General features: G+C 66.8%; 22 protein-coding genes and 1 pseudogene. 10 read left to right on the top strand and 13 right to left on the bottom strand.

The window, feature by feature from the left end; translation table 11 throughout:
- Positions 1-94 precede the first annotated feature (94 nt).
- The 5 genes from IB255_RS27845 to IB255_RS27825 all read right to left on the bottom strand — a co-directional run bounded on the left by IB255_RS27845 (position 95) and on the right by IB255_RS27825 (position 4,208).
- Positions 95-421: a type II toxin-antitoxin system HicB family antitoxin gene (locus IB255_RS27845; RefSeq protein WP_081517291.1), complete on the bottom strand. Its 327-nt coding sequence runs from the start codon at positions 419-421 to the stop codon at positions 95-97.
- Entirely contained in the window at positions 418-672 is a 255-nt protein-coding gene (locus IB255_RS27840; protein ID WP_081517292.1) for a type II toxin-antitoxin system HicA family toxin, read from the bottom strand. Before IB255_RS27840 ends, IB255_RS27845 begins: the two co-directional genes overlap by 4 nt.
- Before the next feature lie 91 nt (positions 673-763).
- The gene (gene cueR / locus IB255_RS27835) at positions 764-1,165 is read right to left on the bottom strand and encodes a Cu(I)-responsive transcriptional regulator (RefSeq protein WP_081517293.1); all 402 of its coding nucleotides are present in this window, start codon (positions 1,163-1,165) and stop codon (positions 764-766) included.
- 51 nt (positions 1,166-1,216) lie between these two features.
- On the bottom strand, positions 1,217-3,622 hold the full coding sequence (locus tag IB255_RS27830; RefSeq protein WP_081517294.1) for a heavy metal translocating P-type ATPase: 2,406 nt from the start codon (positions 3,620-3,622) through the stop codon (positions 1,217-1,219).
- A gap of 103 nt (positions 3,623-3,725) precedes the next feature.
- A complete protein-coding gene (locus IB255_RS27825; RefSeq protein ID WP_081517295.1) occupies positions 3,726-4,208 on the bottom strand; it encodes a hypothetical protein in 483 nt (160 codons plus the stop codon).
- A gap of 153 nt (positions 4,209-4,361) precedes the next feature.
- Between IB255_RS27825 and IB255_RS27820 the strand changes: the two genes are divergently transcribed.
- Complete coding sequence (locus IB255_RS27820; RefSeq protein ID WP_081517296.1) at positions 4,362-4,559, top strand: heavy-metal-associated domain-containing protein; 198 nt, start codon at positions 4,362-4,364, stop codon at positions 4,557-4,559.
- A 36-nt stretch (positions 4,560-4,595) separates the two neighbouring features.
- Here the strand turns inward: IB255_RS27820 and IB255_RS27815 are convergent, their stop codons facing one another.
- Entirely contained in the window at positions 4,596-5,228 is a 633-nt protein-coding gene (locus tag IB255_RS27815; protein ID WP_081517297.1) for a TetR family transcriptional regulator, read from the bottom strand.
- Positions 5,229-5,384: 156 nt separating this feature from the next.
- Between IB255_RS27815 and IB255_RS27810 the strand changes: the two genes are divergently transcribed.
- The 3 genes from IB255_RS27810 (at position 5,385) to IB255_RS27800 (ending at position 11,121) form a co-directional block, all read left to right on the top strand.
- Positions 5,385-6,569 carry an efflux RND transporter periplasmic adaptor subunit gene (locus tag IB255_RS27810; RefSeq protein WP_081517298.1) on the top strand — a complete coding sequence of 395 codons (1,185 nt, stop codon included), beginning with the start codon at positions 5,385-5,387 and terminating at the stop codon, positions 6,567-6,569.
- Positions 6,570-6,581: 12 nt separating this feature from the next.
- Positions 6,582-9,734, top strand: coding sequence for an efflux RND transporter permease subunit (locus IB255_RS27805; protein ID WP_081517299.1), 3,153 nt, complete (start codon positions 6,582-6,584; stop codon positions 9,732-9,734).
- Positions 9,735-9,945: 211 nt separating this feature from the next.
- Positions 9,946-11,121, top strand: a complete 1,176-nt coding sequence (locus IB255_RS27800) for a multidrug effflux MFS transporter (RefSeq protein WP_081517300.1) — start codon at positions 9,946-9,948, stop codon at positions 11,119-11,121.
- On the opposite strand, the gene IB255_RS27795 is transcribed toward IB255_RS27800, so the two are convergent.
- Complete coding sequence (locus tag IB255_RS27795) at positions 11,122-11,301, bottom strand: hypothetical protein (protein WP_045217315.1); 180 nt, start codon at positions 11,299-11,301, stop codon at positions 11,122-11,124.
- A 303-nt stretch (positions 11,302-11,604) separates the two neighbouring features.
- On the opposite strand from IB255_RS27795, the gene IB255_RS27790 reads away from it, so the two are divergent.
- Entirely contained in the window at positions 11,605-13,500 is a 1,896-nt protein-coding gene (locus IB255_RS27790; RefSeq protein WP_081517301.1) for a propionyl-CoA synthetase, read from the top strand.
- 151 nt (positions 13,501-13,651) lie between these two features.
- Positions 13,652-14,086, top strand: coding sequence for a response regulator (locus IB255_RS27785; protein WP_081517302.1), 435 nt, complete (start codon positions 13,652-13,654; stop codon positions 14,084-14,086).
- Between the two features lie 31 nt (positions 14,087-14,117).
- Here IB255_RS27785 and IB255_RS27780 read toward each other — a convergent pair whose 3' ends face one another.
- Together IB255_RS27780 and IB255_RS27775 are read right to left on the bottom strand one after the other, a co-directional pair.
- Entirely contained in the window at positions 14,118-15,023 is a 906-nt protein-coding gene (locus tag IB255_RS27780) for a neutral zinc metallopeptidase (RefSeq protein ID WP_081517303.1), read from the bottom strand.
- A gap of 67 nt (positions 15,024-15,090) precedes the next feature.
- Positions 15,091-15,951: a PhzF family phenazine biosynthesis protein gene (locus tag IB255_RS27775; protein ID WP_081517304.1), complete on the bottom strand. Its 861-nt coding sequence runs from the start codon at positions 15,949-15,951 to the stop codon at positions 15,091-15,093.
- Between the two features lie 172 nt (positions 15,952-16,123).
- Between IB255_RS27775 and alaC the strand changes: the two genes are divergently transcribed.
- Entirely contained in the window at positions 16,124-17,341 is a 1,218-nt protein-coding gene (alaC, locus tag IB255_RS27770; protein ID WP_081517305.1) for an alanine transaminase, read from the top strand.
- 176 nt (positions 17,342-17,517) lie between these two features.
- On the opposite strand, the pseudogene IB255_RS27765 reads toward alaC, so the two are convergent.
- Positions 17,518-17,969 (bottom strand): annotated as a pseudogene (locus IB255_RS27765) (DUF411 domain-containing protein).
- 184 nt (positions 17,970-18,153) lie between these two features.
- Here IB255_RS27765 and IB255_RS27760 point away from each other — a divergent pair.
- Both IB255_RS27760 and IB255_RS27755 read left to right on the top strand, forming a co-directional pair.
- Positions 18,154-18,612, top strand: a complete 459-nt coding sequence (locus IB255_RS27760; protein ID WP_081517307.1) for a DUF4345 family protein — start codon at positions 18,154-18,156, stop codon at positions 18,610-18,612.
- A 101-nt stretch (positions 18,613-18,713) separates the two neighbouring features.
- On the top strand, positions 18,714-19,016 hold the full coding sequence (locus tag IB255_RS27755) for a DUF1883 domain-containing protein (RefSeq protein WP_017521653.1): 303 nt from the start codon (positions 18,714-18,716) through the stop codon (positions 19,014-19,016).
- A gap of 3 nt (positions 19,017-19,019) precedes the next feature.
- On the opposite strand, the gene IB255_RS27750 is transcribed toward IB255_RS27755, so the two are convergent.
- The 3 genes from IB255_RS27750 to IB255_RS27740 all read right to left on the bottom strand — a co-directional run bounded on the left by IB255_RS27750 (position 19,020) and on the right by IB255_RS27740 (position 22,111).
- On the bottom strand, positions 19,020-19,517 hold the full coding sequence (locus IB255_RS27750) for a DUF4136 domain-containing protein (protein ID WP_081517308.1): 498 nt from the start codon (positions 19,515-19,517) through the stop codon (positions 19,020-19,022).
- Positions 19,518-19,605: 88 nt separating this feature from the next.
- On the bottom strand, positions 19,606-20,691 hold the full coding sequence (trmA, locus tag IB255_RS27745; RefSeq protein ID WP_015475624.1) for a tRNA (uridine(54)-C5)-methyltransferase TrmA: 1,086 nt from the start codon (positions 20,689-20,691) through the stop codon (positions 19,606-19,608).
- 124 nt (positions 20,692-20,815) lie between these two features.
- Positions 20,816-22,111: an NCS2 family permease gene (locus tag IB255_RS27740; RefSeq protein WP_081517309.1), complete on the bottom strand. Its 1,296-nt coding sequence runs from the start codon at positions 22,109-22,111 to the stop codon at positions 20,816-20,818.
- 401 nt (positions 22,112-22,512) lie between these two features.
- On the opposite strand from IB255_RS27740, the gene IB255_RS27735 reads away from it, so the two are divergent.
- Complete coding sequence (locus IB255_RS27735; RefSeq protein WP_230986119.1) at positions 22,513-22,908, top strand: SecDF P1 head subdomain-containing protein; 396 nt, start codon at positions 22,513-22,515, stop codon at positions 22,906-22,908.
- The last annotated feature ends 69 nt before the right edge of the window (positions 22,909-22,977 follow it).

Raw genomic sequence — 22,977 nt, 5'->3', positions numbered from 1 at the left:
TTGCCGGTTTCGGCGGATAACGCCAGAGGCGTTATGCGCCCTACGGTCTAGCGAGTGAGGCTGACAGGAGGATTGCAGGAGCGAGCCTGCGGTGTCAGACCGCTTCGCCGAGGCGGTCCACTACCCACTGGTTGATGCTCTGGTTGCTCAACTCCGCCTTGATCGCCACCTGCGCGTGAAGTTGCGGGTCGAGGCGCAGGCTGAGCTTGCCGGAGAATGGCCGTTGCGGCTCGCGACCAAGTTTCGCGCAAGTCGCCAGGTAGTCATCCACGGCCTCTTCGAACGCCCCGCGCAATTCGTTGACCGACTCGCCGTGGAAGCCGACGACATCGCGGATGCCGGCGATATGGCCGATGAACAGCCGGTCATCGTCGCTGTATTCGATCCGTGCGGCGTAGCCCTGATATTTCATGGGGGTCATGGGTGGATTCCTGACTGTTCGAGCAAGGCGCGTGCGTCACGCACCTGGTAAGGCTTGGCCTCCTTGGCCGGATGCGGGCGATGGAAGGTGGCGACTATGCCATTCAGCTCGAAGCGCACCCGCGAGCCATTGCCCTCGATCACCTGCGCGCCGAGCGCGATCAGCAGCGAGTCGATGCGTAGCCATTCCAGTGAAGCCGGGACGGGAAGGGAGAAGATCAGCTCCAGCGTCCTGCGGTGCCGGGCATTCATCCTGTGCTCCGGTGATTGGTATCAGATTATGCTACCAATCGATGCGGCTAGCCAGATATCGGACGCTTCGCCGAGTACGCCTGAAAATTCCTCAATGACAGCAATTCCCCGACTCCAGGTCCTTGAGGATCGGGCAGTCCGGGCGGTGGTCGCCCTGGCAGTGGTCGCTGAGCTCCTGCAGGGTGTCGCGCAGGCTGCTCAGTTCGGCGATCTTGCGGTTGAGTTCGTCGATGTGCCGGGCGGCCAGGGCCTTTACGTCGGCGCTGGCGCGGGCGCGGTCCTGCCAGAGGGCAAGCAGTTGGCCGACTTCCTCCAGCGAGAAGCCGAAGTCCCGCGAGCGGCGGATGAACGCCAGGGTGTGCAGGTCCTGCTCGCTGTAGTGGCGGTAGCCGCTGGCGCTGCGGCCGGCGGGGGCCAGCAGGCCGGTGGATTCGTAGTAGCGGATCATCTTCGCGGTCAGGCCGCTTTTCTTCGCCGCTTCGCCGATGTTCATGCCGATGTCTCCTGAACGAACGCCCCCGCTTCTCGGGCGGGGGCGTGGGGCTTATTGGTGATCACGCGGTTTCCAGCGCTTGAGCAGCAGGGCGTTGCTCACCACGCTGACACTGGAGGCGGCCATCGCCGCGCCGGCGACCATGGGGTTGAGCAGGCCGAAGGCGGCCAGCGGGATGCCCACCAGGTTGTAGATGAAGGCCCAGAACAGGTTCTGGCGGATCTTCGCGTAGGTGCGCCGGGAGATGTCCAGCGCCGCCGGAACCAGGCGCGGGTCGCCGCGCATCAGGGTGATGCCGGCGGCGTGCATGGCGACGTCGGTGCCGCCACCCATGGCGATGCCCACGTCTGCCGCAGCCAGTGCCGGGGCGTCATTGATGCCATCGCCGACCATCGCCACGACCTTGCCTTGCTGGCGCAGCGCGCCGACCACGGCAGCCTTGTCGCCGGGCAAAACCTCGGCGTGTACGTCGTCCAGGCCCAGGGCGTCGGCCACGACCTTGGCGCTGCCACGGTTGTCGCCGGTGATCAGGTGACTGGCGATGCCGCGCTCGCGCAGGGCGTCGATGGCGGTCTTCGCGCCTTCCTTGAGGCTGTCGCCGAAGGCGAACAGGGCGATCACCCGTGCCTGCGGCTCGCGTTCGATGAGCCAGGACAGGGTGCGGCCTTCTGCTTCCCAGCGCTGTGCCGATTCAGTGAGCGCGCCGGGCTGAAGCTGGGCTTCGTCGAGCATCCGGCGGTTGCCCAGTGCCAGCAGGCGGCCGTCGATGCGGCCCTGGATGCCCCGGCCGGTCAGGGCCTGGGTGGCCTCGGCGGCGGCAGGGTTCAGGCTGCGTTCGGCGCAGGCGTCGAGCACGGCACGGGCCAGCGGGTGTTCGCTGCCGCGCTGCAGGGCGCCGGCCATGGCGAGGGCTTTGGCCTCGGCGCCGTTCGCCGCGAGGTTGGTGATGCGCGGCTGGCCGGAGGTCAGGGTGCCGGTCTTGTCGAAGGCCACGGCGGTCACGGCGTGGGCGACTTCCAGGGCTTCGGCGTCCTTGATCAGGATGCCGTATTTCGCCGCGACGCCGGTGCCGGCCATGATCGCGGTCGGGGTGGCGAGGCCGAGGGCGCAGGGGCAGGCGATGACCAGCACGGCCACGGCGTTGATCAGTGCCTGTTCCCAGCCGGCGCCGGCGATCAGCCAGCCGACCAGGGTGAGCAGGGCGATGCCGATCACCACCGGGACGAACACGTTGCTGACCTTGTCCACCAGCTTCTGGATCGGCGCCTTGGCGGCCTGGGCGTCTTCCACCAGGCGGATGATTCTGGCCAGCACGGTCTCGCCGCCCAGCGCGGTGGTCTTCACGCGCAGTACGCCTTCGCCGTTGATCGCACCGCCGGTGACCGGATCGCCGACGTCCTTGGGCACCGGCAGGCTTTCGCCGGTGATCAGGGCTTCGTCGGCGTGGCTCTGCCCGGCGAGGACTTCGCCGTCCACCGGGAAGCGTTCGCCAGGGCGCACCAGCACTTCGTCACCCAGGCGCAGTTCGGCGATGGCGACGTCTTCCTCGACGCCGTCCCGCACGCGGGTGGCGCGTTCCGGGCGCAGGGCCTCGAGGGCGCGGATGGCGGCGGCGGTCTGGCGCTTGGCGCGGCTTTCCAGGTACTTGCCGAGCAGGATCAGGGTGATGACCACGGCGCTGGCTTCGAAGTACAGGTGCGGCATCTGCCCCGGAGCGGCGGCGTACCAGAGGTACAGGCTCAGGCCGTAGCCGGCGCTGGTGCCGAGGGCGACCAGCAGGTCCATGTTGCCGCTGCGGGCGCGCACTGCCTTGTAGGCGGACACATAGAAGCGTGCGCCGATAAGGAATTGCACGGGCGTGGCGAGGAGGAATTGCACCCAGGCCGGCAGCATCCAGTGCTGGCCGAACCAGTCGCCCACCATCGGCAGCACCAGTGGCAGCGACAGCAGGATGGCGGCGGCCAGCCACCAGCGCTCGCGCGCCAGACGGGCCACGGCCAGATCCACGGCGGGCTGATCGGGTTCGATGAGGCGGGCCTTGTAGCCCGCCTTGTCGACGGCGGTGATCAGCGCGGCGGCGTCCACCGCGCCGAGCAGTTCGACGTGGGCGCGCTCGCTGGCCAGGTTGACGCTGGCCGTGCGTACGCCCGGGACCTTGTTGAGGGCGCGTTCGACGCGGCCGACGCAGCTGGCGCAGGTCATGCCGTCGATGGCCAGTTCCAGGCTATGGGCCGGTACCTGGTAGCCGGCCTGTTCGACAGCGGCGACCAGCGCCGGCAGGGTCTCACCGCTGGATGGCGCGGCGAGCTGCACGCGGGCCTGCTCGCTGGCGAGGTTGACGCTGGCGTCCTGCACGCCGGGCACTTTGCGCAGGGCGCGCTCGACCCGGCCTGCACAGCTGGCGCAGGTCATCCCGGAGACGGGGAGGTCGAGTTCGATGGGGTTGGCGCTGTTCATGGGGCTTCTCCCTGAAGTTCCCCGATAGCATCAACCTTGACACGAGGGCAAGGTCAACCCTCGTTCGCTGCCAGCTTGTCGCAGGTCAAAGCCGTGGCCGGAATCAGCTGCCGCTGGAGACCGGCATGAGATACAGCCCGCTCTCGCTGTTGGCGATGCGGAACTTGCGCACTTCGCCGGCGTGCAGCTGCACGGACTGGGCGCGCAACGGCTGGATGCCGCTGCGGCAGAGGCCGGAGTTGGCGGTCTGCAGGCGCAGGGAGACCTCGCCCGGCGGCAGGTTGAGGGCGATTTCGCCTTCGGGCTGCAGGCGCGAGACCTTTTCGTCCTGCACATACAGATCGATGTCGCAGGCGGTGCCGGTGTCCAGCCGTTCACGGCTGACGATCAGCACGGCATAGGCCACCGGCTGGGCGTCGGGCACCGGCCAGGAACCGGGAGTGCTTGGCGGTGGCGTGGCCGGGGAGGTGGGTACGGGCGGCGCCGAGGGTTCCTCGGGCATGCCATCGGCCCAGGCGCTCGAAGGCAGGCCGGCGAAGGGCAGGGCGGCGGCGAAGCCGGCGGCGATTAAAAGGGAACGGCGCATGGCGTTCTCCGACGAGTCAGCTGTTTCCGCAGCTTGGCTGAGAGCCTGACGTAGGACAAGTGCAAGGCGAGTGCAACGCGAGAGGCTTGACCTTGCCACGGTGGCAAGGTCGAGACTGCATCCAACGCTTCAATCCATCAGAGGAGAGATTCCATGCACACCTTCAATGTCAAGGGCATGAGCTGCGGCCACTGCGTGCGGGCCATCACCCAGGCGGTACAGGCGCTGGACGCCGCAGCGGACGTGCAGGTCGACCTGGGCGCTGGTGAAGTCCGCGTTGCCAGCCGGCTGGACGAGCCCGCGATCCTCGCGGCGATCCGCGAGGAAGGCTACGAGGCCGAGGCGGCCTGAGGTTTCATCCCTTCCGGGCCGGCGTTCTGCCGGCCCTTACGCCTGTGCCGGGTGCCAGTCGCGCACCAGGCCACGGAACACGGCGTCGAACAGTTCGCGGGTTTCCTGCAGCGGGTCGAACAGGGCCGGGTCGCGCAGCCAGTCGCTGAGCAGGCCGAAGATCATCGCGTGCACCGCGCGCGAGGCAATCTTGGGCGTCACGCCGGGCATCAGCCGCGTGCGGCAGTCCTCGCGGCTGAACAGCTGCTCGCAAAGCTCGATGAACTGCCGGACGAACTGGTTGTGGCGCTCCTCGGCGTCGCGCAGCTCATCGGTGAACTCGCAGCGCTGCAGGAGGATGGTGAGGATGCGTCGGCGCTGCTCGTCGCGGGCGAGGTTCTCGACCACTTCCACGCTGAGCTGGAACAGCGATTCGATCGGGTCGTGACCGTCGCACCCGGACAGCCGCTGCGCCAGTTGCTCAGGCGGCAGGCGGACCTGGTTGAGCATGTCGTTGAACAGGTGCGCCTTGTTCTGGAAGTGCCAGTACACCGCCCCGCGGGTGACGCCAGCGGCGCGCGCGATCTCTTCCAGGCTGGTATTTGAGACGCCTTTCGCAAAGAAAAGGCCTTCAGCCGAGTCGAGAATCGTCTGACGGGTTCGTTCCGAATCTTCTTTAGTTCTTCGCATGGCGCTTGGTGGTATACAGGCTAGGATCACTGGGTGACAGGCAGTTTACTGATTTTATTGCGCTAACAGTGCTTTACAGACACTGGCGTAGGTAAAAGTCACGCAGTCGTCGTCTTTTTGGGGTTCCGCCGTCAGTCATTTCCATGGAGAGGTTACATGCCGTTTGCCCGTCGTTTGCCCGTCGCGCTTGCTGTCGTTGGGTTGCCAGTCCTGTTCGCTGCCTGGGCCCAGGCCGAGGACAAACCGGCTGCGGCAGCGCCCCCGCCCCCGGCAGTGACGGTCGAAGTGGCCAAGAGTGCTCCGGTGCCGCTGACCTTCGAATACGCCGCGCGGACCGCCGGCTACCGCGAAGTGGAAGTGCGCGCCCAGGTCAGCGGCATCCTGCAGCGCCGCACCTACGAGGAAGGCCGGCCGGTGAAGGAAGGCCAGGTACTGTTCCGCATCGACCCGCGCCCCTACCAGGCCGCGCTGGGCCAGGCCAAGGGGTCGCTGGCACAGACCCAGGCGCGCTACCGGCAGACCGAGCGTGACCTCAAGCGGATCCGCGAGCTGCAGGCCAAGGGCTTCGCCAGCGAAAGCGAGCTGGACCGCTACACCTCCGATTTCGAACAGGCCAAGGCCGACGTCGAGGCCGCCCGCGCCAACGTCCAGGCCAAGCAGATCGACCTCAACTACACCACGGTCACCGCGCCGATTTCCGGCATGGCGAGCAAGGAAGTGCGCTCCGAAGGCAGCCTGGTGGTGGCGAGCGACCCGAATTCCAGCCTGCTGACCAAGCTCACCCAGCTCGACCCGGTGTACGTCAACTTCGCCTACCCCGACACCCAGGCGACGCAGATGAACGATGGCGTGAAGAGCGGCCGCTACCTCCTGCCCAAGGACGGCAAGCTGACCGCCGAGCTGCGCTTCGGCGACGGCAGCAAGTACCCCATCGAAGGCGTCGTCGACTTCACCGACAGTTTCGTCAATACCGGCACCGGCACGGTGAACGCCCGCGCCGTGGTGCCCAACCCGCACAACCTGCTGATCCCCGGCCAGTTCGTGCGCATCCTGATCACCGGCATCACCCAGAGCAATGCCGTGACCCTGCCGGAGCGCGCGCTGGCCCAGGGGCCGCGCGGCACCTTCGTCTACGTGGTGGACAAGGACGGCTTCGCCCGCGTGCGCCAGGTCACCACGACCAAGACCGTGGACGGCCGCTGGATCATCGATGCCGGTGTGGATGACGGTGATCGGGTGATAGTCGACGGGCTGCTCAAGGTACGCCCCGACCAGCCGGTCAAGGCCGTGGAAGGTGGCGCGCAGGAATCTGCCGCCAATACCGCTTCGTCCCAGTCCTAAGGAGCGCCCATCGTGATTTCGCGCTTCTTCATCGAACGTCCGGTGTTCGCGATGGTGATTTCCATCGTGATCCTGCTCGCGGGCCTGGTGGCCATGCGCGCGCTGCCCATCGCTCAGTACCCGGAAATCGTGCCGCCGGAAGTCTCCGTGACGGCCTCCTACCCGGGCGCCAGCTCCCAGGTCATCGCCGAAACCGTGGCCGCTCCGCTGGAGCAGGAAATCAACGGCGTGGAGGGCATGATCTACCAGCTGTCCAACTCCGACGCCAGCGGCGCCATGAGCCTGACCGTGTACTTCGAGGTCGGCACCGACCCCGACCAGGCCACCATCGACGTCAACAACAAGGTGCAGGCGGCGCTCGCCAAGCTGCCCGAGGAAGTGCGCCGGCAGGGCGTGAAGGTGGAGAAGAAATCCTCCGATATCCTGCAGGTGGTGACGCTGTTTTCGCCGGACAACTCCCGCGACCCGATCTTCATCAGCAACTACGCGCTGATCAACGTGATCGACGACCTCAAGCGGATTCCCGGTGTCGGCGACGTCAGCCAGTTCGGTTCCAAGGACTATTCCATGCGCATCTGGCTGCGGCCGGACAAGCTGGCGCAGTACAACCTCACGCCTACCGACGTGGTGAACGCGGTGCGCGAGCAGAACTCGCAGTTCGCCGCCGGCAGCTTCGGCCAGCAGCCGATGAAGGAGCCGCAGGACTTCACCTACATGGCCACAGCGCAGGGGCGCTTCACCGATCCGAAGGAGTTCGAGAACGTCATCCTGCGCAGTGATTCCACTGGCGCCAGCCTGCTGCTCAAGGACGTGGCGCGGGTCGAGCTGGGCGCACAGGACTACTCCCTGGTTACCTCGCTCAACGGCCAGCAGAACGCTGCCTTCGGTATCTACCTGCAACCGGGCGCCAACGCTCTGGACACCGCCGAGGCCGTGCGTACCCACATGGAAGCGCTGGCCAAGCGTTTCCCGCAGGGCATCGCCTTCAAGATTCCCTACGACACCACTACCTTCGTGAAGGTGTCCATCGAGGAGGTGATCCATACCTTCATCGAGGCGCTGATCCTGGTGATGGTGGTGGTGTTCATCTTCCTGCAGAACATCCGCGCCACGCTGATCCCGGTGCTGGCGATCCCGGTGTCGCTGGTCGGCACCTTCGCCGGCATGTACCTGATGGGCTTCTCCATCAACCTGTTGTCGCTGTTCGGCATGGTGCTGGCGATCGGCATCGTGGTGGACGACGCCATCGTGGTACTGGAGAACGTCGAGCGGGTAATGCGCACCGAGAAGCTCAGCCCGAAAGAGGCGGCGATCAAGGCCATGGAGGAAGTGACCGGGCCGATCATCGCCATCGTGCTGGTGCTCTGCGCGGTATTCATCCCGGTCGGCTTCCTCGGCGGTCTGGCGGGCCAGATGTACAAGCAGTTCGCGATCACCATCGCCGTGTCGGTGGTGATCTCCGGCATCGTCGCGCTGACGCTCTCTCCTGCGCTCTGCGCGCTGATCCTCAAGCCCGAGCACAAGGAGCCGGCTGCACCATTCCGCTGGTTCAACAACGCCTTCGAACGCATCACCAACGGCTACGGCGCCGGGGTGCAGTTCTTCCTCAAGCGGGCGGCCCTCGGCCTGATACTGTTCGGCGGCATGATCGCGCTGCTGGTCATCCTGTTCGGCCGGGTGCCCGGCTCGCTGGTGCCTGACGAAGACCAGGGCTACGTGCTCAACGCCTACTTCCTGCCGCCGGCGGCTTCGCTGAGCCGTACCGAGAAGCTCACCGGCGACGTGACCCAGGAACTGATGAAGCATCCGGCCGTGGCCGACGTGGTGACCTTTGCCGGTTTCGACATCCTCACCTTCGGCACCCGCAGCAACGCCGGGGTGTCCTTCGTCACCCTGAAGGACTGGAAGGAGCGCAACACGCCCGAGCTGGACGCACGCAACCTGACCCGCGAGTTCATGAAGATGGGGGCGGGCCAGGAAGACGGTGTGGTGATGTCCTTCAACCCGCCGCCGATCACCGGCATGAGTACCACCGGCGGCTTCGAGGCCTACATCCAAGACCGCAGCGGCGGCACCTCCGAGCAGCTCGAGGAGATCACCACCAAGTTCCTTGCAGCGGCCGGCAAGCGCCCTGAACTGGCGGGGCTGAACACCACCTTCAACGCCAACGTGCCGCAGTACTACGTCGACCTGGACCGTACCAAGGCGCGTTCCCTGGGCGTGGCCATCGACGACGTGTTCACGGCCATGCAGTCCACCTTCGGCAGCTACTACGTCAACGACTTCACCCTCTACGGGCGGACCTGGCAGGTCTCCCTGGAGTCGGAGCCGGAGTTCCGCCGCAAGCCGGACGACCTCAGCCAGGTCTTCGTCCGCTCGTCCACCGGCGATCTGGTGCCGCTGACCACGCTGGTCTCGGTCAAGCGCATCCTCGGCCCGGACTCCTACGCGCGCTTCAACGTGTTCCCGGCGGCCAAGCTGCTCGGCGGCCCGGCGCCCGGCTACAGCTCCGGCCAGGCGCTGGCGGCCATGCAGGAAGTGGCCGACCAGGTGCTGGGCGAGGACTACTCGCTGGCCTGGATCGGCTCGGCCTACCAGGAACTGGCGACCCAGGGTTCGGGCAGCACCGCGTTCATCTTCGGCCTGATCCTGGTGTTCCTCATCCTCGCCGCCCAGTACGAACGCTGGACCCTGCCGCTGGCGGTGGTCACTGCGGTGCCCTTCGCGGTGTTCGGTGCGATCCTGGCGATCTGGCTGCGTGGGCTGGATAACGACGTGTACTTCCAGGTCGGCCTGGTGACCCTGATCGGCCTGGCGGCGAAAAACGCCATCCTGATCATCGAGTTCGCCGTGCTGTGCCGCGAGGAGCAGGGCATGGGCCCGGTCGAGGCGGCGCTGGAGGCGGCCAAGCTGCGCTTCCGCCCCATCGTGATGACCTCGCTGGCCTTCATCCTGGGTTGCGTGCCGCTGGCCATCAGCACCGGCGCCGGTTCCGCGAGCCGCCATTCCATCGGCACCGGGGTGATCGGCGGGATGCTCGCCGCGACCCTGCTGGCGACCTTCCTCATCCCGATGTTCTACATGCTCGTGGAGTCGGCCGCGGACAAGGTCGGCGGCCGCAAGGCCAAGGCCAAGCCCGAGCCAGAGGGCGCGCACGAAGCCTGATGCGAAAGCGGGCCCGGCCGGTGTGGCCGGACCCGCTTCTCCCATTGTTTCGGGAGTTGCCCAGGTAGTTGCTTAGGGAGCTTGCTAATTTTCCGGCGCTCGCCACAATGCAAGGCTTCGCCGCGCCTTCCCTGCGCGCCAATCCGTTAGCCACACCTGCCTGCCTGCGGTCTCTGCCGCCCTTCGGTGGACGCGTGTGACCAGGTGATCCATGAACCTCCGCATCCTGCTGATCCTCGGCGCCCTCAGCGCCTTCGGGCCCATGGCCATCGACTTCTACCTGCCCAGCTTCCCGGCGCTGGCGCAGGCCTTCGGTACCGACGTCGAGCACATCCAGCTGAGCCTGTCGGCCTACTTCGCCGGCCTCGCCATCGGCCAACTGCTCTACGGCCCGCTGGCCGACCGCATCGGCCGGCGCATCCCCTTGCTGCTGGGGGTGAGCATCTTCACCCTGGCGTCGCTCGCCTGCGCCTTCGCGCCGAACCTGGAATGGCTGATCGGCGCGCGCTTCGTCCAGGCCCTGGGTGGCTGCGCGGGGATGGTGATCTCGCGGGCGGTGGTGCGTGACCTGTGCGACCCGATCGCCGCCGCCAAGGCTTTCTCGCAGCTGATGCTGGTGATGGGCCTGGCGCCGATCCTCGCGCCGCTGGGTGGCGGGTTGCTGCTGAGCCTGTCCGGCTGGCAGTCGATCTTCTATTGCCTGACGCTGTTCAGCGCCCTGGCCGGCGGCGCCATCGCCCTGTGGCTGCCCGAGACCATCCCGAGCGGACCTCGCCCGCCGTTGCGCGGAGCACTGAAGCAGTACCGCGCGCTGTTCCGCGACCGCTCCTTCATCACCTATGCGCTTACCGGCGGCGTGGCCATCGCCGGGATGTTCTCCTACATCGCTGGCTCGCCCTTCGTCTTCATCGAACTCTACGGCGTGCCGGCCGAGCACTACGGCTGGATATTCGGCAGCAATGCGGCGGGCTTCATCCTCATGGCGCAGGTCAACGCGCGGCTGCTGCGCTATCGCGGACCGGGGTTCTGGCTGCGCCGGGCGGTGTGGGTGTACTTCGGCTGCGGCGTGGCGCTGCTGGCGATCACCCTGGCCAAGCCCGAGCACCTGTGGCCGCTGCTGGTACCGTTGTTCGGCGCCATCGCCAGCCTGGGCTTCCTGCTGCCCAACTCCTCGGCCTGCGCCATGGCCAGCCAGGGTCGGCACGCGGGCAGCGCCTCGGCGCTGATGGGCAGCCTGCAGTTCACCGTCGCCGCCTGCGCTTCGGCGCTGGTCGGTGCTTTGCACGACGGCTCGGCACTGCCGATGGCGGTGGTCATCACCGTCTGCGGCCTGGTGGCCGCGGTGCTCGGCTGGCTGAGCGGGCAGATCAGCGAACGCGCGGCCTGATCAGCTGGCGGCGCGTTGCACCAGCTCGGGTAGCCGGTGCGGGGCCTTCAGGCGGGCTTCGAGGGTCGCGACGAAACTGCGCGCCTCGAGCTCGCTGCGGAAGCCCACGGCCTGCTGGTCGAGACAGACTTCCCACGGTTGGTCTTTGCGCAAGCGGGACGGACGGACGAGGATGTTCACGGTGCTCACCCCTGTGCTGTCAGGTGAAAAGGGACTCTCAGTGTAGTCCTGTCACATGGCGGTAGTAGGTGCGACCTGTGGTCGCCGACATGCGGTGGCGGCGCTGCCGGAAAACTCGCCAGCCACCGTGCCAGAGCGCTCCATCCGCCGTCGTGCCGCTTCGCTGAAAAATCCTGCAAAGCATTACTGCCGGCCCGCTTGCGGGGCGGGCGGCAGGACTACGACCAAAGGTTGATGGTGGGGTGGCGATCCCCGTCCATACTCGTTGTTCGACCTCGATAACAACAATAAGAGGCAGTGACGATGAGTTACCGGCAGTCCCATGACCGCTCCATCGCGGAGCCTTCCGCCTTCTGGGCCGAACAGGCCGGCCGCGTGGCCTGGTACCGCGCGCCGCAGGACACCCTGCAGGCCCTGCCCGACGGCAGCCACCGCTGGTTCGCCGATGGCCGCCTGAACACCTGCTACCTCGCCCTCGACCGGCAGATCGAACTGGGCCGCGGCAACCAGGCAGCGCTGATCTACGACTCCCCCGTGACCAATACCCAGCAGCGCTTCAGCTACCTGGAGCTGCGCGATGAAGTCGCGCGCCTGGCTGGCGCCCTGCGCGCGCTGGGGGTGGAGAAGGGCGACGGGGTGATCATCTACATGCCGATGGTGCCCCAGGCGGCCATGGCCATGCTTGCCTGTGCCCGGCTCGGCGCGGTGCACTCGGTGGTCTTTGGTGGCTTTGCGCCACACGAACTGGCGTTGCGCATCGACGACGCCAGACCCAAGCTGGTGCTCACCGCCTCCTGCGGCCTGGAGTTCGAGCGGGTGATCGAATACAAGCCGCTGGTGGACAAGGCCCTGGAGCTGGCCAGCCACCAGCCGGCCCATGTGCTGGTGCTGCAACGCCCGCAGGCGATGGCGGAGCTCAAGGCCGGCCGCGACCTCGACTGGCGCGAAACCCTGGCCCACGCGCAACCGGCCGACCCGGTGGAAGTCGCCAGTGGCGACCCGCTGTACATCATGTACACCTCCGGCACCACCGGGAAACCCAAGGGCATCGTGCGCGACAACGGCGGCCACGCGGTAGCGCTGAGCTATGCACTGCCGACCATCTTCGGCCTGCAGCCGGGGGATGTCTGGTGGGGCGTCTCCGACGTCGGCTGGGTGGTCGGCCACTCGCTGATCGTCTACGGACCGCTGATGAATGGCTGCACCACGGTGTTCTACGAAGGCAAGCCGGTGCGCACGCCCGACGCCGGCAGCTACTGGCGGGTGATCGAGGAACACAAGGTCAACAGCCTGTTCTGCGCGCCCACGGCAATCCGCGCGATCCGCAAGGAAGACCCCCAGGGCGACCTGCTCAAACGCTACGACCTGAGCTCGCTGCGCCACCTGTTCCTCGCCGGCGAGAAGCTCGACAGCAGCACCCAGCACTGGCTGGAGGAACTCACCGGCAAGCCGGTGCACGACCACTGGTGGCAGACCGAGACCGGCTGGCCGGTGACCGCGCCCTGCACCGGCCTGGGGGACCACGACCTGCGCGCCGGCTCAACCAACCGCGCGGTGCCCGGTTACCACGTGCAGGTGGTGGACGACGAGGGTCGGCTGCTCGGGGCGAACGAGCAGGGCTCCATCGTCATTGCCCTGCCGCTTCCGCCCGGCTGCGCGCAGACGCTGTGGAACGATCATCCGCGCTACCTGCAGGCGTACCTGAAGACCTATCCCGGCTACTACCACACTGGCGACGGCGGCTATGTGGACGAGGAGGGCTTCGTCTACATCATGGGCCGCACCGACGACGTGATTAACGTCTCCGGCCACCGTCTATCCACCGGCGAGATGGAAGAGTTGCTGGCGCTGCACGAGGCCGTTGCCGAGTGCGCGGTGATCGCCGTGCAGGACGACCTCAAGGGGCATGTGCCGCTGGGGCTGGTGGTGCTCAAGGACGGCACGCAGGCGACCGAGGCCAACCTGCAGCGCGAACTGGTGGCGCTGGTGCGCGAGCGCATCGGGGCGCTGGCCTGCTTCCAGCGCGCGGTGGTGGTCAAGCGCCTGCCCAAGACCCGCTCGGGCAAGATCCTGCGCGCGGTGCTACGCAAGATCGCCGACGGCGAGAGCTATGCGCCGCCTTCCACCATCGACGACCCGGCGATCCTCGGCGAGATTGCCGAGCGCCTCGGTCAGGCCGGCCTGGCCAAGGCGGGCTGATATCCCACGACGCCGGTGCTGCCGGCGTATTTCCAGGGCCGCACTCGTTGCGGCCCTTTTTTATATGCAGGGTGAGTGCGGGACTGCAGGAATAAAGGCCAATCGCCATCTAGAATGATGTCAACGAGCCTCTACTTGCGGTGTGGCGTTCATGGTCAATCCTGTGGTCCTCGACGAGGAGGAGCTCGAAGCGCTGCGCGAAGTGACCGCGCGGGCGCCGCGCAAGCCGCTGGTGCTGGTGGTCGACGACGACCTTGAGGTGCTGGCCGAGCTGCGCGAACTGATCGAGGGGGCGAACCTGCGCTGCCTGACCGCCGGCAGCGCCGTCGAAGCGCTGCGGCGCATCCGTCGCGACGAGTCGGACATCGACCTGCTGGTGACCGACCTGCGCATGGAGCACCAGGGCGCGGGGCTGGACCTGATCCGCGAACTGAACGAGGTCGGCACCTTCCTGCCGATCATCGTCCTGTCCGGCCAGGCCGATGCTCGCGACGTGATCGAGGCTATGCGGCTGAACGTGCTGGATTTCATGGTCAAGCCGCTGGACCCGCTGTACTTCCTCGACCTGCTCAGCCGTTATCTGTAGGACCGTGCAACGGGCGAGCCCGATAACGGCGTTACAGCGTCTGCGCCTTGAAGGTATCGCACTTGCCCGGCGCACCGCTCTCGAAGCCGATCTTGAACCAGCGCACGCGCTGCGCGGATGAACCGTGGGTGAAGGAATCGGGCATCACCGTGCCGCGCGCCTGGCGCTGCAGGTGGTCGTCGCCGATGGCGTTGGCGGCGTTCAGCGCCTCTTCCACGTCGCCCGGCTCCAGCCAGTTCAGGCGCTGCTGGGCGTGATTGGCCCAGACACCGGCAAAGCAGTCGGCCTGCAGTTCCTGGCGCACCGAAAGCCCGTTGGCGCCTTCCATGCGCGCGCCGCGCTGGCGGGCGGCGTTGATCTTCGCGGAGATGCCCAGCAGGTTCTGCACGTGGTGGCCGACCTCGTGGGCGATCACGTAGGCCTGGGCGAAGTCGCCGGCGGCGGAGAACTTCTGTTCCATCTCGCGGAAGAAACCGAGGTCGAGGTACACGCGGTGGTCGCCCGGGCAGTAGAACGGCCCGACCGCCGAGGAGGCGAAGCCGCACGCCGAGTTCACCCCGCCGTTGAACAGGATCAGCTTGGGCTGCTCGTACTGCTGGTTGCTGCGGGAGAAGATCTCACCCCAGGTGTCCTCGGTATCGCCGAGAATCGAGCGGACGAAGTCCACCTGTGGATCGTTGCCGGTGGCCGGCTTGCCTTGCGTCGGCCGCGCCGGCGCCTGCTGCTGGGAGACGTCCATCTGGCCGAGCAGCGAGCCGAGGATGGTCATCGGGTCCTGCCCGGAGAGCAGGCCGATCACCACCACGATGGCCACGCCGCCCAGGCTCAGGCCGCGACCGCCGATGCGCATGCCTCCGCCACCGCCCATGCCACCACCGCCGCTGTCATCGCGGGCATCCACTACGTTGTCGCTGCGTCGTCCTTTGCGCCATTGCATGGCGGCATCTCCATCGAACAGGTGGGTTCAGTGTTGTCGCGGGTGGGGCTGGCCGCCAGCCCGGTCGTCAGGCGAAACGGTGCAGCAGCTCGGCGCGGGCGAGCAGTTGCACGTCGCCGCCGACGCGGACCTCGTCATCCTGGCCGACCTGCACGTCGAGCCGACTGGGGCGGCCGACGAAGCGGCCCTGGGCCAGCTGGAACAGCTCGCCGCGGCGGGCCTTGCCCAGTTCCACCAGGTAGGCGGCAACGGGGCCGGCGGCGCTGCCGGTGGCGACGTCCTCGATGACCCCGGCGCCATCCCAGGTGCGGCCCTCGCGATTATCCACATCCAGCACGAAAACGAAGGCGGCGTTGAGTTTGGCCAGCTCGGCTGCCAGATCCGTGCGCTGGCGCACGCGGCCCAGGGCCTCGCTGCGTACCGGCAGCAGCAGGTAGGGCAGGCCGGTGCTGACCACGGCGGCGGGGTAGTCGGCGAGATCGCTGGCACTCAGCGAGAAGGCCTCGGCGAACCAGCGGCGCGCGTCATCGTCGAGTACGCTGCCGAAGTCGGCGGCGCCCTGGTTCATCTCGGCGTGGAAGCCGGCGCTGCGACGGCGCGTGGCGACCTTCACCTGCTTGGCTGGCAGCTCCAGCGTCCAGTGTTCTTCCTCGCCGCGCTGGTGCAGGTGGTGCAGCAGCGCAGCCGCGCCCAGCACCGGGTGGCCGGCGAAGGGCAGTTCCTCGTCGACGGTGAAGATGCGCGCCGAGTAGGTGTCCAGCGAGGCGGACGGGAACAGGAAGATCGACTCGAACTGGCGCAGCTCCTGGGTCAGCGCCAGCAGGGTCTGGGCGGGAATGCCACGGGCGTCGGGGAATACCGCCAGGCCATTGCCGGTGAGCGGTTGGTCGGCGAAGACGTCGAGCTGCCAGTACTGTTGCGCGGACATGGGCCTCCAGATGCCGCCCTTGAGCGGCGCAAAGAAAAACTCGACAGCCAGCCTAGCGAGCTATATGTTCGCCGACAAGAAAGCGCAGGTCACAGCACCGTGCTTTCCAGGCCACCGCAGTGGCCGGCGTCGCTCGGACGGTTCCGGGCGCCTACGTTCATCAGAGGACACCATGACTGAACCCCGTTCAGCTCGTCGCTTTGCGCGCATCGATCGCCTGCCCCCCTACGTTTTCAACATTACCGCCGAGCTGAAGATGGCCGCCCGCCGCCGTGGCGAGGACATCATCGACCTGTCCATGGGCAACCCGGACGGGGCCACGCCGCCGCACATCGTCGAGAAGCTCTGCCAGGTCGCCCAGCGCGAAGACACCCACGGCTACTCCACGTCCCGTGGCATCCCGCGCCTGCGCCGCGCCATCTCGCACTGGTACCGCGACCGCTACGAGGTCGAGATCGACCCGGAATCCGAGGCCATCGTCACCATCGGCTCCAAGGAAGGCCTGGCGCACCTGATGCTGGCCACCCTGGACCACGGCGACACCATCCTGGTGCCCAACCCCAGCTACCCGATCCACATCTATGGCGCGGTGATCGCCGGCGCCCAGGTGCGCTCGGTGCCGCTGGTGCCGGGGATCGACTTCTTCAACGAGCTGGAGCGGGCGATCCGCGAATCGATCCCAAAGCCGAAGATGATGATCCTCGGCTTCCCCTCCAACCCCACTGCGCAGTGCGTGGAGCTGGACTTCTTCGAGCGCGTGGTCGACCTCGCCAAGCGCTATGACGTGCTGGTGGTGCACGACCTGGCCTACGCGGACATCACCTTCGATGGCTGGAAAGCCCCGTCGATCATGCAGGTGCCGGGCGCCAAGGACATCGCGGTGGAGTTCTTCACCCTGTCCAAGAGCTACAACATGGCCGGCTGGCGTATAGGCTTCATGGTCGGCAACCCGGAGTTGGTCTCGGCCCTGGCGCGGATCAAGAGCTACCACGACTACGGCACCTTCACCCCGCTGCAGGTGGCGGCCATCGCCGCGCTGGAAGGTGATCAGCAGTGCGTGCGCGATATCGCCGACCAGTATCAGAAGCGCCGCGACGTGCTGGTGAAGGGCCTCCACGAAGCCGGGTGGATGGTGGAGAACCCCAAGGCGTCGATGTACATCTGGGCGAAGATCCCACCGGCCTATGCGCACCTGGGTTCGCTGGAGTTCGCCAAGAAGCTGCTCAAGGACGCCAAGGTCTCGGTGTCGCCGGGCATCGGCTTCGGCGACTACGGCGACGACCACGTGCGCTTCGCCCTGATCGAGAACCGCGACCGCCTGCGCCAGGCCGTGCGCGGGATCAAGGCGATGTTCCGCGCCGACGGCCTGTTGCCGGCCAAGGGCGAGTGACAGGATCCGGAGAACGAAAAAGGCGGCCAGATGGCCGCCTTTCTCGTTGTGGAGTCCCTCACCCCATCCTGCTCGCGGAGCCATGTCGCGCGGGAACCTGGAGAGTGCCCCGCGCGTCGGAAGCCCCATCCCACCTCCACAAGCGTTCAGGGGTGAGGGAGTGCCTCGGTGTCAGGTCAGTGAGCGGGGTAGTCCGCCAGCACCTCGCGCTGGCCGGCCTTGTTCAACCCGACCACCTGGTAGGCGTCATGCCGGTCGCCCATCTCCATGCCCGGCGAGCCCATCGGCATGCCCGGCACGGCGGCGCCGACCAGATCGGCACGCTCGCGCAGCTTGAGGACGTCGGCCGCCGGCACGTGGCCCTCGACAAACTTGCCGTCGATCACGCCGGTGTGGCACGAGCCCATGCTGTAAGGCACGCCGAGTCTGGTCTTCACTGCACTCATGTCCGCCTCGACGTGGTCGTTGACGGTGAAGCCGTTGCTTTCCAGGTGCTTGATCCAGTCCTTGCAGCAGCTGCAGTTGGCATCGCGGTGCACGTCGATGGTCAGCGGCTCGGCGGCCTGGGCGGCGCCGGCGACAAGGGCGGTGAGCAGAAGCAGGGTGCGCATGGTTGGAACCTCGAAATACGAACGCGACCGAGCATACTCCCGAGCGTCTTCAGCCCCCACCCGGTGTTTGTTTCCCCATATGACGCGCTGGCCCGAACTTGCCGCGCCGTGCGGGGTCTCTAGCTGATCGGTGGTGCGTCCGCGACTCCCGGTCGCAGGTCTGGACGCTCGGCAATGGCTGCATGGCCAAGGAGAAATCGGATGCTCTTCGCCCGTCTCGTCCTGCTGGTCCAGGCTCTGGTCTGGGGTGGCCTGGGACTGCTCTACTGGATTCGCCCCTATGAGATGGCCAACCTCAGCGGCATGCTGCTGATGGAACCGTCGTCGGTGAGCGACGCCCGCGTCTTCTATGGCGGTCACCAGTTCGCCCTCGCGCTGTTCCTCGTCTTTGCCCTGCGTCGGCGCCTGCTGGTGCGGCCGGCGCTGATCCTGGTGATCCTGGTGCAACTGACCCTGACGCTGTCGCGCCTGCTGATCGCCTGGACCGAAGGCGGCATGGAGTGGGATGCGCAACTGGCCGGCGTGGTCTACCGCGGGGTGATCTCGGCGCTGGCGATCTTCGCCCTCTACTGGCTGGAGCGGCAGTCGCGCCATCGCGCCGTGGTGGTGCGCGAACCGGAAGAGCCGGAGGAGCGCAAGGCGGACTTCGAAGGACTGTGAGCTTCGGATAGGCGGCGCGGCCTGCCGGCGGCAGCGCTGCCGGGTTACCCCCGCTCCGTGCTATCGTATTGATTTCGCGGTAGAAGCAAGGCGGAGCCAGCATGAAGTTCGTACATCAACGTGAGCACCTGAACGAAGGCGACCTGGTCGTCATCGAGTGCTCCATGACCTGCAATATCCGCCTGATGACCGATGCCGCCTTCCGCAGCTTCAAGAATGGCGGGCGCCACGTCTACCACGGCGGCGCGTTCGACCGGTTCCCGGCCAAGATCAAGGTGCCCAGCACCGGCAACTGGAACATCACCATCGACACCGTCACCCGCCGCGCCATCAGCGTCACGCGCAAGGCCGACTTCAAGTACAGCATCAAGTTCGTGCGCAAGTCGCCGTCGAACTACAGCTGATCCTCAGTTCCCCGCCTGCGCGGGGAAGTCCCTGAGCAGGCGGGCGATGCCTTCGTCCACGGCCTGCTGGGTAATCTTCGGATCGTGCAGCTGGCGCGCCACCTGCGCCTGATAGAGCACCTGTCCGCTCGCCTCGTCGAGAATCTGCAGCGCCAGGCGCGCCTGTTCCTGGTCGGTGATCTGCGTCTGGGTCATCACCCCCGCGCCGGTCACCACCGGGCGCTGGACGATGCCGGTCTGGCTATCCAGTCCGACGGCATAGATCACCCGCAGCTCCCCTGAATTGTCCTGATAGTGGTAGCCCTTGGCTTCCAGCGCGCGGCGCACGGCGAGATCGAAGCGATCTTCCAGGTCCTCGCGGTGACCCTGTGCGCGCACGGCCTGGATGAAGAAGGTGCTTTGCCGGCCGTTGGCGGCGGGGGAGACGCTGATGTTGGCGGGGTCGGTGCCGGCGCACGCGGCCAGCAGCAGGCAGAACAGGGGAAGGATCAGGCGGGACATGGACGTGCCTCTTGTCATTGTCCCGCAAGCGTAGCCGCCTGGCGCTGGCTCGCCGCCCAACCCTTGGTTGGGCGGCGGCGAAGCAGGCTCAGCGGCGGGTCAGCAGGACGCCGGCTTCCATGTGGTGCGTATAGGGGAACTGGTCGAACAGCGCGCAGCGGCTCACCTGGTGGGTGTCGTGCAGCTGGGCGATGTTCTGCGCCAGGGTCTCCGGGTTGCAGGAGATGTACAGGATGTTGTCGAAGCGCCGGGTCAGCTCGCAGGTGTCCGGGTCCATGCCGGCGCGCGGCGGGTCGACGAACACGCTGCCGAACGCGTAGGACTTCAGGTCGACGTCGGCCAGGCGGCGGAACGGGCGTACATCATTCAGCGCCTGGGTCAGCTCCTCGGCAGAGAGACGCACCAGGGTGACGTTGTCCACGGCGTTGTCGGCGAGGTTCGCCAGCGCGGCGTTTACCGAGGTCTTGCTGATCTCGGTGGCCAGCACCTTGCGCACGCGGGTGGCCAGCGGCAGGGTGAAGTTGCCGTTGCCGCAGTAGAGCTCCAGCAGGTCGTCCTCGCGTTGGCCCAGGGCTTCGTACGCCCAGTTGAGCATCTTCTGGCAGACCTCGCCGTTGGGCTGGGTGAAGGCGCCCTCCGGCTGGCGGTAGCGGAAAGTACGGCCGGCGACGGTCAGTTCTTCGCTGACGTAGTCACGGCCGACGACCAGGCGCTTGCCACGGGAGCGGCCGACGATGCTCACGCCCAGTTCGGCGGCCAGTTTCTCGGCGGCGGCCTGCCAGGCGGCGTCCACCGGGCGGTGGTAGCACAGGGTGATCATGGCGTCGCCCGCCAGCGTGGTGAGGAACTCCACCTGGAACAGCTTGTGGCCGAGCGTCGGCTCGGCCCAGGCGGCCTTCAGGCGCGGCATCAGTTCGTTGATGCGCTGGCTGGCGATGGGGAATTCCTCGATGAGGATCGGCGTGTGCTTGTCGCCCTGCTCGAACATTGCATAGTGGCGGGCTTCGCCCTCGCGCCACAGGCGGAATTCGGCGCGCAGGCGGTAATGCTCGCGGGGCGAATCGAACACCTCCGGCTCTGGCGCGGCGAAGGGCGCCAGCAGCTCGCGCAGGCGCGCGGCCTTTTCGGCCAGTTGGCTGTCGTATTGGGAGGGATCGAAACGCGGACTGCTCATGGGGCGGGTAACTCGTGTGGAGGCGGCGGCATTTGATGGGTATCGCTTCGCTCCACACCATCCTACATCAGTGTCACTTGTAGGATGGGTGGAGCGCAGCGATACCCATGCCGGGAGAATCAGATCAGGCGTTGAACCAGCCCAGCTTGATCACGAACAGGATCGACAGGATCACCAGCGCTGGGTTCAGCTCGCGGAAGCGGCCGGACAGCAGCTTGCAGGCGGTCCAGGTGATGAAGCCGAAGGCGATGCCGTTGGCGATGGAGAAGGTCAGCGGCATGGCCAGTGCGGTCACTACCACCGGGGCGGCAACGGTCAGGTCGTCCCAGTCGATCTCGGCGAGGCCCGAGGCCATCAGCACGGCGACGAAGAACAGCGCCGGGGCGGTGGCGAAGGCCGGTACGTTGCCGGCCAGCGGGGCGAAGAACAGCGCCAGCAGGAACAGCACGGCGACCACGATGGCGGTCAGGCCGGTGCGGCCACCAGCGGAAACGCCAGCCGCCGACTCGATGTAGCTGGTGGTGGTGGAGGTGCCCAGCAGCGAACCGACCATGGCGGCGGAGCTGTCGGCGATCAGGGCGCGGCCCATCTTCGGCATGTGCCCGTCCTTGCCCATCAGGCCGGCGCGCTTGGCGACGCCGATCAGGGTGCCGGAGTTGTCGAACAGGTCGACGAAGAGGAAGGCGAAGATCACGCTGAACAGGCCGATGTCCAGCGCGCCCTTGATATCCAGCTGCAGGAAGGTCGGCGCCAGCGACGGCGGCATCGATACCACGCCACCGAACTGGGAGACGCCGATGGCGATGGAGATGAAGGTCACCACCAGGATGCCGATCATCACCGCGCCGGTCACGCGGCGGGCTTCCAGGGCGACGATCAGGATGAAGCCGAGGATCGCCAGCAGCGGCGCGGGCTTGGCCAGGTCACCCATGCCCACCAGGGTGGCCTGGTTGGCGACGACGATGCCCGACTCCTTCAGCGCGATCAGCGCAAGGAACAGGCCGATGCCGGCAGCGATGGCCGAGCGCAGCGCCAGCGGGATGCTGTTGATGATCCATTCGCGGATGCGGAAGATCGAAATGATGAAGAACATGCACGCGGAGAGGAATACCGCGCCGAGGGCCACCTGCCAGGTGTGGCCCATGTGCAGGACCACGGTGTAGGTGAAGAAGGCGTTCAGGCCCATGCCGGGAGCCAGGGCGATCGGGTAGTTGGCGATCAGGCCCATCACCGCCGAGCCGATGGCCGCGGCCAGGCAGGTCGCCACGAAGATCGCGCCCTTATCCATGCCCGTCTCGCCGAGAATGCTCGGGTTGACGAAAAGGATGTAGGCCATGGTCAGGAAGGTAGTGATACCCGCCAGGATCTCGGTGCGCACAGTGGTGTTGTGCGCCTTGAGTTGGAACAGCTTTTCCAGCATGTTTGGCTCCCCGTGACGCTCTCGCGCCGTTATCGTTCTGGCCGGGAAAAGCAAGGTGCATGCCCAGGTGGGCCGTGCGCCTTTTCTTGTGACCGGCAAAAGGCGCGCATGATACCAGCTCGTCCTGCGCCGGAGAATTTCTGACCGGACCGCCAGCATCCGTTCGTCTGCAAGCTTAGACGCGAGCGGCGACCAAGGGAGTGCAACTTGTGCGCTGTGGGTGGTCTGACTGTTCATGACCTTGGCAATAACCCTGGCCTGACCGGGCCATCCTGTCCGATTCTCCGTCGATGAAACGCTCTATTCCGATCCTCCTTGCCTCATTGTTGGGCGCCTCTTTGCTGGGTGCGTGTGCCGGTGCGCCGCCGTCGGCCCCGCAGCATACGTTCGATGTCCATGCCGTGGCCCAGAAGCCCACGGCCAGCACCCGCACCCTGGCCGACCCGCAGGGCAAGGCCGTGCTGGTGACCACTCATCCCGCCCTGACCCAGCGCGACGTGCAGCGGGCCGAACTGGCCAGCGTGGCCGATGGCGCGCCGGCCGTGCGCGTGCTGTTCACTCCCGAAGCCAGCCAGCGCCTGGCGAAACTGACCCGGGAAGAGCAGGGCAAGGCCCTGGCGGTGGTCATCGACGGGCAGCTGCGCCTGCTGCCCAGGGTGACGCGGGTGGTGACCGATGGGCAGGTGCTGCTCAAGGGCTTCGCCAGCCCGGAGGAGGCGCAGACGCTGGTGCGTCGGCTCAATGAGCTGCGTGACGTGCCGGTGCAGCCGGAGCAGAAGTCCGGCGGGCAGCCCTGATTCGCTCCCTGTGGGCTTTACCCGGTAAAGGCGAGTCGCTGTAATAGCAGCTTTACATTCCGATGGATC

Origin of the sequence: Pseudomonas sp. PDM22 (genome assembly GCF_014851965.1) — a bacterium.
Taxonomy (GTDB): domain Bacteria; phylum Pseudomonadota; class Gammaproteobacteria; order Pseudomonadales; family Pseudomonadaceae; genus Pseudomonas.
This window is presented reverse-complemented; position numbering and strand designations above follow the sequence as displayed.

Coding starts and splice junctions, on each gene's coding strand:
- IB255_RS27760 (WP_081517307.1), top strand. CDS start 18,154: ATGCTCTTCGCCCGTCTCGTCCTGCTGGTCCAGGCTCTGGTCTGGGGT.
- trmA (WP_015475624.1), bottom strand. CDS start 20,691: ATGAGCAGTCCGCGTTTCGATCCCTCCCAATACGACAGCCAACTGGCC.
- IB255_RS27750 (WP_081517308.1), bottom strand. CDS start 19,517: ATGTCCCGCCTGATCCTTCCCCTGTTCTGCCTGCTGCTGGCCGCGTGC.
- IB255_RS27800 (WP_081517300.1), top strand. CDS start 9,946: ATGAACCTCCGCATCCTGCTGATCCTCGGCGCCCTCAGCGCCTTCGGG.
- IB255_RS27820 (WP_081517296.1), top strand. CDS start 4,362: ATGCACACCTTCAATGTCAAGGGCATGAGCTGCGGCCACTGCGTGCGG.
- IB255_RS27810 (WP_081517298.1), top strand. CDS start 5,385: ATGCCGTTTGCCCGTCGTTTGCCCGTCGCGCTTGCTGTCGTTGGGTTG.
- IB255_RS27755 (WP_017521653.1), top strand. CDS start 18,714: ATGAAGTTCGTACATCAACGTGAGCACCTGAACGAAGGCGACCTGGTC.
- IB255_RS27825 (WP_081517295.1), bottom strand. CDS start 4,208: ATGCGCCGTTCCCTTTTAATCGCCGCCGGCTTCGCCGCCGCCCTGCCC.
- IB255_RS27815 (WP_081517297.1), bottom strand. CDS start 5,228: ATGCGAAGAACTAAAGAAGATTCGGAACGAACCCGTCAGACGATTCTC.
- IB255_RS27830 (WP_081517294.1), bottom strand. CDS start 3,622: ATGAACAGCGCCAACCCCATCGAACTCGACCTCCCCGTCTCCGGGATG.
- cueR (WP_081517293.1), bottom strand. CDS start 1,165: ATGAACATCGGCGAAGCGGCGAAGAAAAGCGGCCTGACCGCGAAGATG.
- IB255_RS27840 (WP_081517292.1), bottom strand. CDS start 672: ATGAATGCCCGGCACCGCAGGACGCTGGAGCTGATCTTCTCCCTTCCC.
- IB255_RS27740 (WP_081517309.1), bottom strand. CDS start 22,111: ATGCTGGAAAAGCTGTTCCAACTCAAGGCGCACAACACCACTGTGCGC.
- IB255_RS27790 (WP_081517301.1), top strand. CDS start 11,605: ATGAGTTACCGGCAGTCCCATGACCGCTCCATCGCGGAGCCTTCCGCC.
- alaC (WP_081517305.1), top strand. CDS start 16,124: ATGACTGAACCCCGTTCAGCTCGTCGCTTTGCGCGCATCGATCGCCTG.
- IB255_RS27775 (WP_081517304.1), bottom strand. CDS start 15,951: ATGTCCGCGCAACAGTACTGGCAGCTCGACGTCTTCGCCGACCAACCG.
- IB255_RS27785 (WP_081517302.1), top strand. CDS start 13,652: ATGGTCAATCCTGTGGTCCTCGACGAGGAGGAGCTCGAAGCGCTGCGC.
- IB255_RS27845 (WP_081517291.1), bottom strand. CDS start 421: ATGACCCCCATGAAATATCAGGGCTACGCCGCACGGATCGAATACAGC.
- IB255_RS27780 (WP_081517303.1), bottom strand. CDS start 15,023: ATGCAATGGCGCAAAGGACGACGCAGCGACAACGTAGTGGATGCCCGC.